This is a genomic window from Candidatus Sulfotelmatobacter sp. (assembly GCA_035504415.1).
GTDB lineage: Bacteria > Vulcanimicrobiota > Vulcanimicrobiia > Vulcanimicrobiales > Vulcanimicrobiaceae > Vulcanimicrobium.
The window spans coordinates 18,387-33,275 of record DATJRY010000010.1; the positions used below are offsets into that span (position 1 = coordinate 18,387).

The window sequence follows — 14,889 nt, forward strand, 5'->3', positions numbered from 1 at the left end:
CGGTGGAGGCGGTGTGTTATAATGGGCCCCGCTTGAATACCGACCCTTCCCCTGCGGGCAGTAGCGGCCGCGGCCCCTCGCGCCGATGACGCCGCAATGGCCCGCGATCGTGGGCCTCGTCCTCTTGGTCGCAGCGGCGGCCTTTTTCGCAGCCTCCGAGGCGGCCATCGTCTCGACCAACCGCATCCGCGCCCGCGCGCTCGCCGAGAAGGGCGTCGGCGGCGCGCGCCGGCTGGAGCACCTGGTCGAGAACCGTAACCGAACGCTGACCTCGGTGCTGATCGGCAGTACCTTCGTGCTGCTGGCGGCCGATTCGCTGGCGACCGCGCTGTTCATCGCGGCGCGGATCCCGCACGCGGCGATCTGGTCGACGGTGACCATGACCATCCTGATCTTGATCCTGGGCGAGATCCTCCCCAAGACGGTGGCGGTGGGCGCCGGTGACCGCACCGCGCTGCGCCTGGCGCCCGCGCTGGGTCTGGTCACGCGCGTCCTCTCGCCGCTGACCGCGACGCTGCTGTGGATCACCGACGGGTTGGTACGGCTGTTCGGCGGCAAGCCGCACGTCGGCCCGTACGTCACCGAAGAGGACATCAAGACGCTCGTCAACGTCGGCGTCGAGCAGAACGTGCTCGAGGAAGGCGAACGGGAGCTGATCCATTCGGTCATCGAGTTCGGCGACACGATCGTGCGCGAGGTGATGACGCCGCGCACCGACATGGTGACCGTCGCGGTCACCAGCTCGCCGCGCCGCGCGCTCGATCTGGTCATCGCCGAAGGGTACTCGAAGCTGCCGGTCTACGAGGAGACGATCGACAACGTCGTCGGCGTCGTTCACGACCGCGAGCTGTTGATCGCGCTGGCCAACGGTACGATCGCGACCAACAGCGTGCGCGCGCTCATGCGTCCGGTCGTCCACGTGCCGGAGAACAAGCGCATCTCCGAGCTGCTGCGCGAGATGCAGCGCGGCAAGTTCTCGCTGGCCATCGTGCTCGACGAGTACGGCGGCACCGCGGGGCTGGTCACGATGGAGGACTTGCTCGAGGAGATCGTCGGCGAGATCCGCGACGAGCACGACGAAGGCGAAGAAGAGCCGATCCGCGAGATCGGCCCCGGCGAGACCGCGGTCGAGGCCGGCACGAACATCGAGGACGTCAACGCCGCGCTCGGGATCGCGCTCCCGCACGAAGAGTTCGAGACGATCGGCGGCTACACGGTCGGCCTGTTCGGCCGCCTCCCGCGTGAGGGCGAGGAGATCGACGCGGTCGACGGGGTGCGGCTGCGGGTCGACCGTACCCGCGGACGGCGCATCATCAGCGTGCGCGTCCTGACCGACCAGGCCGACGGCACGCCGGAGGCCGAACACGCCACCGTCCGTGAGTGATCCCGCCACCTTGCTGGCCGCGGCGCAGAGCGCGCGCGCCGGCAGCTATTCGCCGTACTCGCAGTTCGCCGTCGGCGCCGCGCTGCTCGACGAGGACGGTCGCGTATGGACCGGCGCCAACGTCGAGAACGCCTCGTACGGCCTCTCGATGTGCGCGGAGCGCACGGCGATCTTCCACGCCGTCGCGTCCGGCGTGAAGCGCTTCGTCGCGTGCGCGGTCGCCGGTCCGCCGGGCGTGACGACGACGCCGTGCGGCGCGTGCCGTCAGGTCCTCAACGAATTCGGCCCGCGCATGCCGGTCTACTACGAGGACGCGGGCCGGCTCGTCACGACCTCGGTCGACGCGCTGCTGCCCGGCGCGTTCGGTCCGGCCCAACTGGACGAGGCGCGGCGCTGACCGCCCGCAGCTCCGTCACCGACGCGATCGTGCTGCGCGCGCGTCCGATCGGTGAGGCGGATCGCGTCTACACGCTGCTGACGCGCGAGCGCGGCAAGGTCGACGCCGTCGCCAAGGGCGCGCGCCGGCCGCGCAGCTCCGTCGGCGGGCGGCTCGAGCTCCTGGCCGAGGTGCGCATCTCGCTGCACAAGGGACGCTCGCTCGACGTCGTGGTCGAAGTGCGCGAGCTGCGCAGCCACTGGGAGGGACTGGTGCGCCCGGACACCTTCGCCGCGGCCTCGCTGGTCGCCGAGACGGTCGATCTGTTCTGCGAGCCCGATCTCGCGCTGCCGGAGATTTACACGCTGGTCGGCGGCGTCACCGCGGCGATGGCCGTCAGCGACGCGCCGGCGGTGCTGCTGCCGCGTTTCCAGCTGCGGCTGCTGCACGCGCTGGGATTGGCGCCGGCCGACGACGCGTGCGTGCGCTGCGGCAACGCGCTCGACGCCGGGGCCTGGCTCGATCTCGACGCCGGCGGTCTGGGCTGCCCGGATTGCTACGGCGCGCGCGGCGACGCGCACGCGCTCGACGCCGGCGACGTCGCCAACTTCCGCGCGCTGGGCGCCGAGCGCGGTGCCGGCGCGGCGCTGTTGGCGACGCCGAAGGTCGCGCGTGCGGCCGACGACCTGATCTCGTGGCACCTCGGGCGCCGGCCGAAGGCGCGCGCGCTCGTGCACGAGCTCTCGTCATGACCGAAACGGTGATCGGGCTCGACGTCGGCAGCAAACGCATCGGCGTCGCCGTCGGCGAAGGCAGCTTCGCCTTTCCGCACGCGACGCTCGAACGCACCAATGTGCGCGACGACGTCGCCAAGATCGTCGCGATCGCCCGCGAGCGCGGCGCGCGCACCATCGTGGTCGGCGATCCGCTGACGATGGCCGGTGAACGCGCGCTGGCCAGCGAGAAGATCGACGCGTTCGTCGCGCACCTGGCCCGGGCGTGGGACGGCGCGATCGAACGGATCGACGAGCGGCTGACGACGGCCGCCGCGCAGAAGGCGCTGATCGGCGCCGACGTGTCGCGCGCGAAGCGCAAGCAGGTCGTCGACCAACTCGCCGCCGTCGGCATCTTGGAGACATGGCTAGCCCGCAGACGTCGGTGAACCGCGCCCGCGCCGCCCTCATCGGCGTCGCGCTCGCGGTGCTGGTCAGCGCGGGGACGATCGTGTTGGCGGCCTCGCTGTGGTTCCAGCACGCCGTCTACGGGGATCGTGCGCTGCCGGCCGTCCAGACCGACGTCGTCGTGCCGCGCGGGTCGACGTTCGGCCAGGTCGTCACGCTGCTCGACACGCATCGCGTCCTCGCACACCCGCTCGCGTTCCGGCTGCTGGCGCGCTTGCGGTCGGTCGAGGCCGACGTCCAGGCCGGCGAGTACCGCTTTCCGGCGCACCAGTCCAGCGACGAAGTGCTCGAACGGCTGGTGCGCGGCGAGCAGTATGCGGTCTGGGTCACGATTCCCGAGGGCTTCACCGCGCGCGAGATCGCCACGACGCTCGCCGCGCGCGGGTTGAAGCCGGCCGACGACTTCGAGCGCGTGTTCTTGCACGAGCCGCTGACCGTCGACGGCACGCGGGCGCCCGACCTCGAGGGCTATCTCTTTCCGAGTACCTATCTCTTGCCGGTCGACGACTCACCCGAGGCGATCGCCGACGTGCTGGTCGGACAGTTCTTCCAGGAGCTGCCGCCCCACGCCGCCGCGCGCGCGCGCGCGCTGCACGTCACCGTCCCGCAGGCGGTGACGGTTGCCTCGCTGGTCGAGCGCGAAGGCAAGGTCGACGACGAGCGGCCGTTGATCGCATCGGTCATCTACAACCGCTTGCGGCGCAAGATGCCGCTCGAGATCGACGCCTCGCTCGAGTACGCGTTTCCGACCCATCACGACGTCATCACCGCGCGCGATCTGCACGTCGACTCGCCGTACAACACCTACCGGCACGTGGGCCTGCCCCCGACGCCGATCGCCAATCCGGGCAAGCCCAGCCTCGATGCCGCGTTCGCACCCGCGACGACGGACTATCTGTACTACGTCGCGAAAGGGGACGGTCGCCACGCGTTCGCGCGCACGTACGCCGAGCACCAGGCGAACGTCGCCCGCTACCTCAAGTAAGGAGAACGCCATCGATACCAACGGCAGCCCCGGCGCAAACGGCGACGGCGAGAAGCGAGCGCTCGACCTCAAGGACGTGCTCGAGCTCCACACCGACGACGGCAACGAGCTCCACTTCGAGGTCGTCGGCCTGGTCGAGGACGAGGAGAACAACGCCTACGCGGTCTGCTACAACGAGGCCGGCGACGAGTTCATCGTCACCGACAAGTTCGGGGAGCTGTTGGACGACGAGGAGCTGGCGCAGGAGATCCTCGACGACTTCTTCGTCTTGGCCGAGGAGTCGGGCGGAGCCGAAGAACCGGGTTAACGCCAGCGACCGGCCCGGCCGACGAAAGGGAGGGGGCCCTGGGCGTCCGAACCTGGGGACCCGGCGCGGAGAGATGGCCGAGCGGCTGAAGGCGGCGGTTTGCTAAACCGTTATACGAGTAACATCGTATCGAGGGTTCGAATCCCTCTCTCTCCGAAGTCGACGCGGCAGGAACCGTCATCTCCGCCGCGTATTCGTTCGGGTCGCCGCGCAGGCGACGCACGCGGTCGTAGCTCAATTGGATAGAGCAACAGGCTACGAACTTGTAGGTTGGGGGTTCGAGTCCCTCCGACCGCGTATTCGAACGAAACGGCCCGCACGAACAGATCGCGCGGGCCGTTTTTCGTACTAGCGCTTGCGCAGCACGAGATAGCCGTCGGGGTAGTCGAACGTGATGTTGAACGCGCGCAAGAACTCGAGCCCGACCAGCACGTCGCTGTGCCCCATCGACGGTGACGCACAGGCCGGCACCGGTTGATAGACGATGGGCCCGAGCTGCAGGCTTTGGAGCTTCCCGCATTTGTCGAGCTCACGCCCGTTGACGCCGACGATGTACGCTTCTTGCATGAGCGAGGTCGGGTCGACGATGAACGCGACGTGGTCGCGGCTCTGCAGCTCCGTGCTGAAGAGCACCAGCGCGGGGCTGCCGCTGTCGAGCGTGGCCAGTACCGGGACACGGCCGCCCGCCCGCATCGGTACTCGCGGCTGACCGCTGGTCAGATCGACGGGCACGACGAACCCAACGCTCTTGTCGGGCTCGAAACGGGTCGGGTCGAGGATGCGCAGCGTCTGCTGATCGAGGTTCAGGTCGACGATCGCTCCCGCGAAGAGGTCGAAGCCGATCACGCCATCGAAGCCGCGCCACGCGTCGGCCTCCTCGTCGATGCCCGTGTACGCGGCGACGTTGCGCAAGGTACTGTTTCCGAACGCGATCGTGTCGAGCTGGTAGACGTTGCTGGCCACGCCGCCGCCGATGCCCACGATGCGCGACTCCGTGATGCGGTGCGCGTTCGCGCGCCGCGCGAAGGTGTCGGTGAGGACGATCGAGCTCGCACCGGTGTCGAGGAAGAAGTGCCCTTTGACGCCGTTCACGACGGCGTCGACGGTGATCCGCTCCTCGGTGAGCTCGACCGGCACCGTTCCCATCGCGGGATCGAACGACCAGGTCGCACGCGGCGCGGGTGGGTGCAGCTCGGCGTCGCTGACGGGCGCATTCGCGGTGACCGACGTGTAGGCGTAGATCGGGCGCGTGCCGCGATAGCGCCAACTGCTGATCACGCGCTTCCCCCCGCCGACGTCGGTGTAGCCGAGAATGTCGAGCGCCGTCTCGTAGTCGCCGCCCGGATCGAGCACGACGTGTTTGAACGCGCCCGTCGACGGATCGATCGCGACGTCGACGGGGACGCCGACCGCCGGTGCGAGGTGAACCCACGTGACCGCCGTCCCGTCGAGCGTCTCGGCGCGCAACACGGTCGCCGGCGCGTCGCCCAGCCCTTCGCCGAACAAGCTCGCGTCGGTCGCGGCGTAGCGAGCCGGCTCGCCGACGCTCTGCACCGTGAACCCGTTCTCGTTGGACGTCCAGAGCACGCGTCCGGTGAAGCCGTTCTGGAAGACTTGCTGCCGCCGCTCGTACACGTTGCGATAGGCGATGCCGCGCCGGAAGTGCGTGAGGCGGGCGACGACGGTGTCACCGCGCGTCTCCGTGCCGCTCTCGCGCAGCGAGGTGATGCTGCCGTCGCCGTCTTGCCAGCCGACGTACGCGCGGTGCTTGGCGAGCAGCGCGGCCGCGTCGTCGGCGGCGACGGGCGTGCCGCTCATGCCGAACAGCGCCAGCGCGATCAGAGCGATGGTCCCGACCATCCGTGCGACCATGGATTCCCCTCGGACGGCGCCTGCGCGCGAAAGACGATCTGGCTGAAGAGTGCCAGGCCGACCGAGCACTTGGCGGCGGATGGCGTGTGCGTCCTGCTGCGGTTTGAGACGAAAACCGGCGGGTGCAGCCCGGCAGGGTCCCGGCGGGTTCTGCCTAATCGGCGCACGTTCGAGACGTCGGAGCCCTGCGCGGCTCGGTAGCTCAGCGGTAGAGCGGGGGACTCATAAGCCCTAGGTCGTAGGTTCGAATCCTACCCGAGTCAGTGTGTCGACGCCCGCCCGGATGCGAGTCCGCGGCGGGCGTTGCGTTTGTCGCTCCGACGCGGGGGCGGAGGCGCGTCGCGGCCGGGGCCCGAAACCGCGTTACGAACGGACGGGTCTTGAACCCGAGCCAGGGCGCGTTACCCAGACACGTCCTGCTCGTTCCTGAGGTACAGTACACCATGTCGACGATCCCCTGCGATTTCTGCCCGCACCCGGTTGACCGGGCGCAAATGGAAGAGATCGAGATCAGCCATTATGTGCCGGACAGTTCGGGGGATGATCTGGCGTACGCCCGGACCTATTTCTTCGGTCACCCGGACTGCGTTCGCAAGTTCTACCGCGGGCTGGTCGAACACAAGCTCGACCTGTTCAAGCACATTCCGACCCAAGGCCCCACCGGCCCCACCGCCACCGAAGGCAATCGCTAGCGCGCTCGCTCCGCGACCGCGCCGCGCCGTAGGAAGGCTGACCCGCGTCGAACGCGGGTCATGCCGACCCGTTCGGCGAGCAAAGCGAGCCGAACGCTGCTCCCGTAGCTCAATTGGATAGAGTGTCGCCCTCCGAAGGCGAAGGTTGCCCGTTCGAGCCGGGCCGGGAGCGAATTTCCCTCGCCGCCGCGAGCGCGTCGGACGAGGCGTACCTGCGGCGCGCGATGGCGCTTGCCGACCAGGCCGCCGCGGCCGGCGACGTGCCGATCGGCGCCGTGCTGGTCGTCGACGACCGCGTCTTCGAGGCCCGCAACGAGAAGGAGCTGCGACCGGATCCGACCGCGCACGCGGAGCTGCTGGTCATCCGGGCGGCGGCGCAGGCGCTCGGCCGCTGGCGGATCGGCGGTTCGCTCTACGTCACCAAAGAGCCGTGCCCGATGTGTGCGGGCGCCTTGGCCGGCGCGCGAATCGAACGGTTGATTTACGGTTGTCGCGATCCGAAGGGAGGGGCGGCGGGGTCCGTCATCGATATACTCGGTTCGGCCGCCGTGAACCATCGCGTCGAGGTCATCGACGGGGTGCTCGCGGACGAGACTGCCGCCCAGCTGCGCGAGTTCTTCGCCCGGCGGCGGTGACCACGGAGAGGTGGTCGAGTGGTTGAAGGCACCCGCCTCGAAAGCGGGCAGACGTTGATAGCGTCTCGAGAGTTCGAATCTCTCCCTCTCCGCCATAAAGAAAAAGACGAGCTGTTAGCTCGTCTTTTTCTTCTGGCGGATCGGGGGTTGAAAGGCGCTCCGCCCCTGGCTGCGCGCCCCCCACGCCCTAGGGGCGTGGGGCCCCCCGGGCGTGCAAGCCCGGGGGCGTTGCGGTGGGGCGGGATTCCCCGAGGGGGCTTGCAATGGGCCGTTGTGGTTAGGGGGTGGGATTGTCCGGGGCGGGGCTGGGCGCGGTGGGGGCGCGCGGTGGTGCTAGCGCTTTGGCGTGGGGGTGGGTTGGGGTGGGGCGGCGAGTTTGGGGTCGGTTGGGGTGGTGGGGAAGGTGAAGTCTTCGTTGGTGGCTTCGGCGTGGGCGCTGATGCGGCCGAGGTGGAGCACGGCGTAGAAGGTGGCGTTGTAGACGGCGTGGCGGACGAGCCAGTGGCCGTCGACGGTGGTGTAGTCGACCGTCATCTGTTGGGTCGGGCCGGTGTAGGTCACGCTCGTCGGCAGGTTCGTCGCCGTGTCGACGTAGACGTCGTGCAGGTAGAAGGTCGAGTTGTTGCCCGTCGTGAGGGAGGGGAGCGGGTCCATCACGATGTGGGCGATTTTGTCGTTCGAGTCGGGGGCGTAGTCGGCGTGGTAGTAGCGCAGCGCCGTGACGATCACGTCGGCGTGCGCGGGCTCCTTGAACGTGATGGGTTCGACCTGTTGGACGTACGCCAGCGCGTTACGGTGCAGGGCGCTGTAGACGAAATTGAAGTACGAGAGCGCGTCGAAGGTCGGCGGCATCGGGAAGCTGTGCCCGTACTGATGCTGGCCGCGGGGAAGGTCCTGCAGGGACGCAAAGTCGTCGGCGGTGCGCGTCTCGACGGCGCGCGCGATCGACTCGTGGCGGTTCAGGGACGGCACGTCGACGGTCACCGTCGTGCGGTACGCGAGGTAGGGCGGTGCTTGCGCGTAGGCGGCGGCGGCAGCGTTGCACGCCAGGCGGAAGGCGACGTCGGCGGGGATCACAAAGGCGGCCTCATCGTGTCGGACTCTTCGCGAACAACGTACGTCGGCACCGCCCCGTTCCTGAGCGCGGCCGGGGCAAGGACCATCCTGGCGGCCGCGCTGGCCGAGGCCGATGCGATCGGCGTTGCGCAGTGCGTCGCGGTGGTCGACGCGGGCGGACATTTGCTGGCCTTCGGGCGCTCGGACGGCGCCCGCATCGGCTCGATCTCGATCGCGCAGACCAAGGCGATGTCGGCCGCCACCCGCAAGCGCCCCTCGGGTGAGGAAGGGGGCGGCGACCAACTGGTGCAGATTCGGTTGGCGCTGGCCGCCGACCGCGTCACCGGGATCGCCGGCGGCCTGCCGATCGTCGCCGAGGGCAGCGTGATCGGCGGGGTCGGCGTGAGCAGCGGGACCAGCGAGCAGGACGCGCAGTGCGCACGGGCCGGCATCGCCGCGATCGGTCTCGACCCGGACGCGCGGGCGCGATGACCGGCTACGGCACCAAAGCCTACGAAGCGTTCGCGGTCGGGATCGCGCCGAGTTCGCGAAGACGATCACGGAGGCGGACGTCTTGCTGTTCGCGGGCGTGAGCGGCGATCAATATCCGTTGCACGTCGATGCCGAGTACGCGCGCGGGACGCGCTTCGGTCAGCGCGCGGCGCACGGCATGCTCTCGGCGAGCCTGCTCTCGACCGTCAACGGGCTGCTGCTGCAAAAGCCCGGCGGCATCTACGTCGAGCAGACGCTGCATTTCCGCAAACCCGTGTTCCTCGGCGACACGCTGACCGCCAGCGCCGAGGTCGTCGAGCTGATCCCCGAGCGCCGCCGCTTTCGCGCGCGCACGCAGGTCGTCAACCAGCGCGGCGACGTCGTGGTCGAGGGGATCGCCGTGCTGCAGAAGGACGAACGGTGAGCCCCGCGACGATGCTGCCCCTCTCGGACCCGGCCTGGGACCACTACCCGGACGCCTACGGTTCCGGACTCCCGGTCGCATCGCGTCTGCGCGCGCTGGCACAGTCGCCGTTCGAACCGAGCGAAGCGGTCGAGGGCAACACGTGGTTCCATCTCTGGTCGGGGCTGGCGCATCAGGGTGACATCTACCCCGCTTCGTATGCGGCTTTGCCGCATCTGGTGACGATCGGCTCCTCGATCGTCGCCGACGACGCACACGACGTCCCGCTGGACTTCCTGCACCTCCCCGCGTGGATCGAGATCGTGCGCTTGACGCGCGAGGACGCGCCCGAGATCCCCGAACGGCTCGCCGAGGCGTATCATGCCGCGATCCGCAGCTTGGACGATCTCGCGATCGGATACGCGCTGCGCTCGTCGGACCCCGACGTCGGGCGAGTCGTCGCCGCCGCGCTGCTCGTCTCGCGCGGAGAGGGCGCGCGCGCCGAGGTCGTGCTCGACTGGGACGACGACGACATCGCGCAGGCGCAGCAGTATCTCGTCGACGGCCCGGCCTTCGGTGTAAACTGAAGAACCCGCTCTACGACGATCCGGCCTTGGCTGCGGCGTACGCCCGCGTCACGACCGGCAACGTCTGCAACGCCGCCTACGAGCGGCCCGCGCTGCGCGCGGCACTCGGCGACGTCGAGGAGCTCGCGGTGCTCGACGCCGGCTGCGCGGCCGGTGAGAACGCGGCCTGGCTGGTCGAGCACGGCGCGCACGTCGTCGCGCTCGACGCGAGCGCCGCGATGATCGACCTCGCGCGCGCACGGCTGGGCGCGGCGGCGCAGCTCGTGCGCGCCGACCTCGAGCAGCGCTTGCCGTTCGGCGACCGTTCGTTCGACCTGGTCGTTTCCTCGCTCACCCTGCACTACGTGCGCGATTGGGCGCCGGTCCTGCGTGAGTTCGCGCGGGTTTTGCGCCGCCCGGGCTGGCTCGTCCTGACGACGCACCATCCGCTGCTCACCGCCGACCAAGTCGACGATTATTTCGGCGTGACGCTGGTGCGCGAGCAGTGGACCGACTTCGGCGCGCAGCCGGTGCCGGTGCAGTTCTACCATCGCCCGCTGCAGCGGATCACCGACGATCTGCACGGCGCCGGCTTTCGCATCCGCCGCCTCGAGGAGATTCGGCCGACCGCCGACGCCGCCGCGCGCAACCCACAGCTGGCGGCGCGGTTGCGCACGCGGCCGGGGTTTCTGCTCGTCGACGCGGTGCCGTCGGCGGACCGCTGACGCGCCGGCGCGATGGCCGGCAGCGAGCCGATTCGGCTCATCACCCTCGGGCACGGAACCGCCGGTCAGGACGAGCTGGCGGCGCTGCTGCGCGAGGCCGAGCTGGACGCGCTCGTCGACGTGCGCACCGTTCCGAAGAGCCGGCGCCATCCGCACGTCTGGCGCGAGGAGCTCGAGCGGTGGGTCCCCGCGCTGACCGGCGTCGCCTATCGCTGGGAGCCGCGCTTGGGCGGGTTCCGCAAGCCGGATCCCAACAGCAGCAACGTCGCGTTGCGGCATCCCGCCTTTCGCGCCTACGCCGACGCGATGGAGAAGCCGCCGTTTCAGCTCGCACTCGACGAGCTGCTGGCGCAGGCGGCGGCGTCGCGGACGGCGATCATGTGCTCGGAGTCGCTGTGGTGGCGTTGTCACCGGCGGCTGATCGCCGACGCGGCGCAGTTGCTGCACGGCACGCAGGTCGAGCACCTCATGCACGACGGCACGTACCGTCCGCACGTCCCGACCGCGGGCGTCCGCGTCACCGACGAGGGGACGCTGCGTTACGACGTGCTGTTCGCCGGCGACGAGGCGGGGGATCCGGCCGCGAGCACCTGACGAGCCCGGACTGAACGACGTGCGCGCGGGGCGGCGACGGCCAACAGCGCGCCGAGCGCGTCGTTGCGCGTCGCCTCGCGCGGATAAGCCAGGGCGACGGCGCGGATGAGCGGGATCGCCATCGCGATCGGGAGGTGCGCGACGAGCGGATGCGGGCGCTGGATCGCGCTGCGCGGCACCAGCGCGACGCCGAGCCCGGCCGCGACGGCTCCCTCGATCGTGCAGAAATCGTCGGCTTCGAGGGCGATGCGTGGCCGAAAGCCGGCTCGCCCGCAGAGGCGGATGACGGCCGCTTGATTGATCGAGTTCTCGCCGAGCGTGATGAAGTTGCGATCGCGAAACGCGGCGATGTCGATCCGGGCGCTCTGCGCGAGCGGATCGTCGATCGGCAGCGCGAGCAAGATCGGCTCGTGAAAGAGCGGCACGACGTGCAGCTCCGGCTCGTCGGGCGTTCCGGAAACGAGCGCGGCGTCGAGCTCGCCCGCGAGGAGCGCGGCGATCAGCTCCTTCGTCGAGCCTTGGTGCAGCTGGACGTGCGTGCGCGGCGCGCGCCGCAGCAGCTTTTCGACGTAGCGCGGCACGACCACGAAGCCGAGCGACGAGGTGTGGCCGAGGCGCAGCGTCTGGCGCGTGCCGGAGGAAGCGGCGAGCGCCGCGCGCACCGCGTCCGTTCTCGAGCGCAGAATCTGCGTCGCGTGCTCGGCGAGAACCTGACCGGCCGGCAGCAACCGCAGGCGCCGGCCGTCGCGCACGACCAGCGGGATCCCGAGTTCCAGCTCGAGCGCGCGAACCGTTCGTTGAATCGACGGGATGCTCACGCCGAGCGCTTCGGCCGCGCGACCCATGTGCTCGGTCTGCGCGAAGGCGAAGAAGACCTCGAGTTCGCGCAAGCCCAGCCGGTGCTCCGTATCGTGCTGCCGGTGATCGTTACGCCTCATGCAACGAATTGAGCGCCTGTGCGGACTGTTTCCTCCTCTTGTCAACGGCTATCGTTACAGACGAGGGTGTGCACAACGTACTTTTCGCGCAATGGGAGCCAGGCTCATGAAAAGTCTCGCGTCGGCCGCGCTCGTCGCCGCTTTGTCCGCCACGCTGCTGAGCGGGTGCAGCTCGAGCGGTTCCGCGCCCGCACCGCGCGCGCCGCACATGCCGGCGGCTGATATGTGCTACACGCCGCAAACGACCTACGGCGCGAAGACGTGGTACGTCAGCGCGGCCGCGACCACGAGCGGAAACGGTACGCTCGTATCACCGTTCAATAGTCTCGCGGCCGTTCAGGCTGCGTCGCATCCCGGCGACACGATCGCGATTCTGGCTTCACCGGCCGGCACGGCGCCGCTCAACGGCGGGATCGTGCTGCAGTCGGGTCAGCAGCTCGTCGGCGCGGGACCGGCCGTGCTCGCGCAAGGCGCGCCGGCGATGACGGGAAGCTTACCCTTGGTCGGTTCGAGCGGCGCCTCGTCGCTGCCCGAGATCACCAACACGACGACCGCCAACAACGGCGACGCCGTCGAGCTGGCGAACTACACCTCGGTCTACAACGTGGTGGTGGCCGGCGCGTCGCGCGGCGGCATTTACGGAAGCAACGTCACCGGCGTGTGCGTTCAGGGCAACGACGTCTCCGGCACGAACACCTCGCAGACGGTCGGGTTCGTGGTGCTCCCGTTCTATCTCGAGTCCTACACCGCAGGCGCGGCGACGCACGCGTCGCTGAACGCCGGCTGGGCCGCGATCATGGTCGACGAGAGCAGCGGTACCGCCGCGGTCGCGATCGACGGCAACTACGTGCACAACGGGTCCTGCAGCGACGGCATCGACCTGCGCTCGATGGGCACGGCGATCGAGACGGCACAGGTGAACGGGAACTTCGTCTCGGCGATGCCGCAGTGCAGCGCGGTGCGGACGATCGAGGGCATCGGCGCCCAGGCCAACGTCAACGGCGCGCTCACGATCAGCCTCTTCGGCAACACCGAAGAGAACAACGGCAGCTCGGGCGCCAACGCGGACAGCGTCTTCGTCAACGAAGGCGGCTCGGGCCAGCTCAACGAGACGATCGCGTACAACTACTACAACACCGGCATCGGCGGCGCGTCGACCAATGGAATGGAGTTCATCGTGGGCGACGGCACCAACGAAGTCGGCAACGTCACGATCTCGAACAGCACCTTCATCAACGATCCGGGCGACATGCTCGAAGAGTACAATCGCGGCACCGGCTCGCAGACGACCCTCACGCTCGACAACGTGACCGTGCAAGGCACGACGATCAGCGGCGGGCTGCCGTCGTACGCCGATCCGGCCGGCACCGCGACGACGCCCGACAACACCGGCGAGTGCCTCGGCGTCGCCTCGGTGGGCGCCGGCAACCAGACGATCCTCAAGCTCGACAACACGGTGCTGCAGAACTGCGGCAACAACGGGATCGAAGTCACCAACAATCATCCGACCGCGCAGGGCGCGGGTTCGCCGGCCCTGTTCTCGCTGGACCTCGAGAACAGCGCGATCATCAACACCAAGTACTACGGCGTGTGGATGAACACGGTGACGCCGCTGCAGACGCTGCAGATCAAGGCCGCCAACACGCTGTTCATGACCTCGACCAACGGCGTGCTGCTGGGCTTCGACAATCAGCCGACGGGTGGGACCACGACCTCGGCGGTCGACTTGGGCGGCGGCAGCCTCGGCAGCGGCGGGAACAACTGCATCCTCAACGGCTCGATCTACGGCCTGGAGGCGACCAGCTACGACGTCTCCGCCAACTCCGACTGGTGGGGCTCGCCGGCCGGACCGGCCCCGGGAACCGTCTCGGTCACCCCGAGCGGCTACAGCGCCTCGACCGCGTCGCCGCTCGCCACGGAACCGGCGTTCTGCACGAACCCGATCTGAGCGCTCGGCTCAGTCGAACAGACGCAGAGCCGGCGACGGGGTCGCCGGCTCGATGCACGAGGGATCCTCGAACGTCGCCCGGTTGACCGCCGGGCCGACGGCGACCACGCGCAGCCGCGCGGAATCGAACGGCGCGGCGACGGCCAACGCATCGGCCGCCTCGCCGTGCAGCCACGCGTCGAGCGCGTCGTCGTCGGCGATGATCGCCGGCATGCGATCGTGCAACGGCGCGATGCGCTCGTTCGCCGGACAAGTGACGATGGTGCAGGTCTCCAGGCTCTGATCGCCGCGCCGCCAGCGCTCCCACAGCCCCGCGAAGGCGAACGGCGCGCCGTCGTCGATCGTGATCCGATGCGGTTGGCGGTGGCCCCTGGCGCCCGACCACTCGTAGAAGCCGTCGGCCAGGATCGCGCACCGGCGCCGCTCGAACGCGGAGCGGTAGAGCGGCGTCTGGGCCACCGTCTCCACGCGCGCGTTGATGCGTTTCTGCGCGCCGGTCGGGTCGGACGCCCAGGCCGGGACCAAGCCCCAGCGCAGCGTGACCAGCTCGCGGTCACCGCGCAGGGCGGGGACGTCCTGGGTCGGCGCGACGTTGAAGCGGGGCGGCCATTGCGGCCGACCGTGCTTGCCCGCGCTGGGCCAGCGGTCGAGGATGGGACCGGGCTCCGCGAGCGTGTAGCGAGCGCACATCCTCCACTTCAACCTCCGACTGGGCCGGCCGGGTTCCGGGCACCG

Annotated in this window: 17 protein-coding genes, 5 tRNA genes and 1 pseudogene; 19 read left to right on the plus strand and 4 right to left on the minus strand. The window is 69.5% G+C overall.

The window, feature by feature from the left end:
* Nucleotides 1–85: 85 nt before the first annotated feature.
* From VMD91_04915 to VMD91_04950, 8 genes are all read left to right on the plus strand, one after another.
* Nucleotides 86–1,384, plus strand: coding sequence for a hemolysin family protein (locus VMD91_04915; protein HTW83399.1), 1,299 nt, complete (start codon nt 86–88; stop codon nt 1,382–1,384).
* Nucleotides 1,377–1,781 carry a cytidine deaminase gene (locus VMD91_04920; protein HTW83400.1) on the plus strand — a complete coding sequence of 135 codons (405 nt, stop codon included), beginning with the start codon at nt 1,377–1,379 and terminating at the stop codon, nt 1,779–1,781. Before VMD91_04915 ends, VMD91_04920 begins: the two co-directional genes overlap by 8 nt.
* A gap of 29 nt (nt 1,782–1,810) precedes the next feature.
* On the plus strand, nt 1,811–2,512 hold the full coding sequence (gene recO, locus VMD91_04925) for a DNA repair protein RecO (GenBank protein HTW83401.1): 702 nt from the start codon (nt 1,811–1,813) through the stop codon (nt 2,510–2,512).
* Entirely contained in the window at nt 2,509–2,922 is a 414-nt protein-coding gene (ruvX, locus tag VMD91_04930; GenBank protein ID HTW83402.1) for a Holliday junction resolvase RuvX, read from the plus strand. The genes recO and ruvX overlap by 4 nt, the downstream gene beginning before the upstream one ends.
* The gene (gene mltG, locus VMD91_04935) at nt 2,898–3,926 is read left to right on the plus strand and encodes an endolytic transglycosylase MltG (GenBank protein HTW83403.1); all 1,029 of its coding nucleotides are present in this window, start codon (nt 2,898–2,900) and stop codon (nt 3,924–3,926) included. Before ruvX ends, mltG begins: the two co-directional genes overlap by 25 nt.
* Before the next feature lie 76 nt (nt 3,927–4,002).
* On the plus strand, nt 4,003–4,233 hold the full coding sequence (locus tag VMD91_04940) for a hypothetical protein (GenBank protein ID HTW83404.1): 231 nt from the start codon (nt 4,003–4,005) through the stop codon (nt 4,231–4,233).
* Nucleotides 4,234–4,300: 67 nt separating this feature from the next.
* Nucleotides 4,301–4,389, plus strand: a tRNA-Ser gene (locus VMD91_04945).
* A 67-nt stretch (nt 4,390–4,456) separates the two neighbouring features.
* Nucleotides 4,457–4,530 (plus strand) — tRNA-Arg (locus tag VMD91_04950).
* A 51-nt stretch (nt 4,531–4,581) separates the two neighbouring features.
* Here VMD91_04950 and VMD91_04955 read toward each other — a convergent pair.
* On the minus strand, nt 4,582–6,105 hold the full coding sequence (locus VMD91_04955) for an aspartyl protease family protein (protein HTW83405.1): 1,524 nt from the start codon (nt 6,103–6,105) through the stop codon (nt 4,582–4,584).
* Nucleotides 6,106–6,296: 191 nt separating this feature from the next.
* Here VMD91_04955 and VMD91_04960 point away from each other — a divergent pair.
* From VMD91_04960 to VMD91_04980, 5 genes are all read left to right on the plus strand, one after another.
* Nucleotides 6,297–6,368 (plus strand) — tRNA-Met (locus VMD91_04960).
* A 180-nt stretch (nt 6,369–6,548) separates the two neighbouring features.
* Nucleotides 6,549–6,797 carry a hypothetical protein gene (locus tag VMD91_04965; protein ID HTW83406.1) on the plus strand — a complete coding sequence of 83 codons (249 nt, stop codon included), beginning with the start codon at nt 6,549–6,551 and terminating at the stop codon, nt 6,795–6,797.
* A gap of 98 nt (nt 6,798–6,895) precedes the next feature.
* A tRNA-Arg gene (locus VMD91_04970) sits at nt 6,896–6,969 on the plus strand.
* A 1-nt stretch (nt 6,970) separates the two neighbouring features.
* Complete coding sequence (gene tadA, locus VMD91_04975) at nt 6,971–7,432, plus strand: tRNA adenosine(34) deaminase TadA (protein HTW83407.1); 462 nt, start codon at nt 6,971–6,973, stop codon at nt 7,430–7,432.
* Nucleotides 7,433–7,436: 4 nt separating this feature from the next.
* A tRNA-Ser gene (locus VMD91_04980) sits at nt 7,437–7,527 on the plus strand.
* Nucleotides 7,528–7,765: 238 nt separating this feature from the next.
* Here VMD91_04980 and VMD91_04985 read toward each other — a convergent pair.
* Nucleotides 7,766–8,509 carry a hypothetical protein gene (locus VMD91_04985; protein ID HTW83408.1) on the minus strand — a complete coding sequence of 248 codons (744 nt, stop codon included), beginning with the start codon at nt 8,507–8,509 and terminating at the stop codon, nt 7,766–7,768.
* A 15-nt stretch (nt 8,510–8,524) separates the two neighbouring features.
* Between VMD91_04985 and VMD91_04990 the strand changes: the two genes are divergently transcribed.
* The 5 genes and pseudogenes from VMD91_04990 to VMD91_05010 all read left to right on the plus strand — a co-directional run bounded on the left by VMD91_04990 (nt 8,525) and on the right by VMD91_05010 (nt 11,268).
* Nucleotides 8,525–8,980, plus strand: coding sequence for a heme-binding protein (locus tag VMD91_04990; GenBank protein HTW83409.1), 456 nt, complete (start codon nt 8,525–8,527; stop codon nt 8,978–8,980).
* Nucleotides 8,981–9,026: 46 nt separating this feature from the next.
* Nucleotides 9,027–9,404, plus strand: a pseudogene (locus VMD91_04995) (MaoC family dehydratase).
* Complete coding sequence (locus tag VMD91_05000; protein HTW83410.1) at nt 9,401–9,970, plus strand: hypothetical protein; 570 nt, start codon at nt 9,401–9,403, stop codon at nt 9,968–9,970. Before VMD91_04995 ends, VMD91_05000 begins: the two are co-directional and overlap by 4 nt.
* Before the next feature lie 26 nt (nt 9,971–9,996).
* Entirely contained in the window at nt 9,997–10,674 is a 678-nt protein-coding gene (locus tag VMD91_05005; GenBank protein ID HTW83411.1) for a class I SAM-dependent methyltransferase, read from the plus strand.
* 12 nt (nt 10,675–10,686) lie between these two features.
* On the plus strand, nt 10,687–11,268 hold the full coding sequence (locus VMD91_05010; protein ID HTW83412.1) for a DUF488 domain-containing protein: 582 nt from the start codon (nt 10,687–10,689) through the stop codon (nt 11,266–11,268).
* On the opposite strand, the gene VMD91_05015 is transcribed toward VMD91_05010, so the two are convergent.
* Nucleotides 11,214–12,206 (minus strand): LysR substrate-binding domain-containing protein, encoded by a 993-nt coding sequence (locus VMD91_05015; GenBank protein HTW83413.1) that lies wholly within the window; start codon nt 12,204–12,206, stop codon nt 11,214–11,216. The genes VMD91_05010 and VMD91_05015 overlap by 55 nt on opposite strands.
* Before the next feature lie 106 nt (nt 12,207–12,312).
* Here VMD91_05015 and VMD91_05020 point away from each other — a divergent pair, with 106 nt between their 5' ends.
* Nucleotides 12,313–14,154, plus strand: coding sequence for a hypothetical protein (locus VMD91_05020; GenBank protein ID HTW83414.1), 1,842 nt, complete (start codon nt 12,313–12,315; stop codon nt 14,152–14,154).
* Nucleotides 14,155–14,163: 9 nt separating this feature from the next.
* Here VMD91_05020 and VMD91_05025 read toward each other — a convergent pair whose 3' ends face one another.
* On the minus strand, nt 14,164–14,844 hold the full coding sequence (locus VMD91_05025; GenBank protein ID HTW83415.1) for an SOS response-associated peptidase: 681 nt from the start codon (nt 14,842–14,844) through the stop codon (nt 14,164–14,166).
* Nucleotides 14,845–14,889 lie beyond the last annotated feature (45 nt).

Coding starts and splice junctions, on each gene's coding strand:
- ruvX (HTW83402.1), top strand. CDS start 2,509: ATGACCGAAACGGTGATCGGGCTCGACGTCGGCAGCAAACGCATCGGC.
- VMD91_04965 (HTW83406.1), top strand. CDS start 6,549: ATGTCGACGATCCCCTGCGATTTCTGCCCGCACCCGGTTGACCGGGCG.
- VMD91_05015 (HTW83413.1), bottom strand. CDS start 12,206: ATGAGGCGTAACGATCACCGGCAGCACGATACGGAGCACCGGCTGGGC.
- VMD91_04915 (HTW83399.1), top strand. CDS start 86: ATGACGCCGCAATGGCCCGCGATCGTGGGCCTCGTCCTCTTGGTCGCA.
- VMD91_05025 (HTW83415.1), bottom strand. CDS start 14,844: ATGTGCGCTCGCTACACGCTCGCGGAGCCCGGTCCCATCCTCGACCGC.
- VMD91_04955 (HTW83405.1), bottom strand. CDS start 6,105: ATGGTCGCACGGATGGTCGGGACCATCGCTCTGATCGCGCTGGCGCTG.
- mltG (HTW83403.1), top strand. CDS start 2,898: ATGGCTAGCCCGCAGACGTCGGTGAACCGCGCCCGCGCCGCCCTCATC.
- VMD91_05010 (HTW83412.1), top strand. CDS start 10,687: ATGGCCGGCAGCGAGCCGATTCGGCTCATCACCCTCGGGCACGGAACC.
- VMD91_05020 (HTW83414.1), top strand. CDS start 12,313: ATGAAAAGTCTCGCGTCGGCCGCGCTCGTCGCCGCTTTGTCCGCCACG.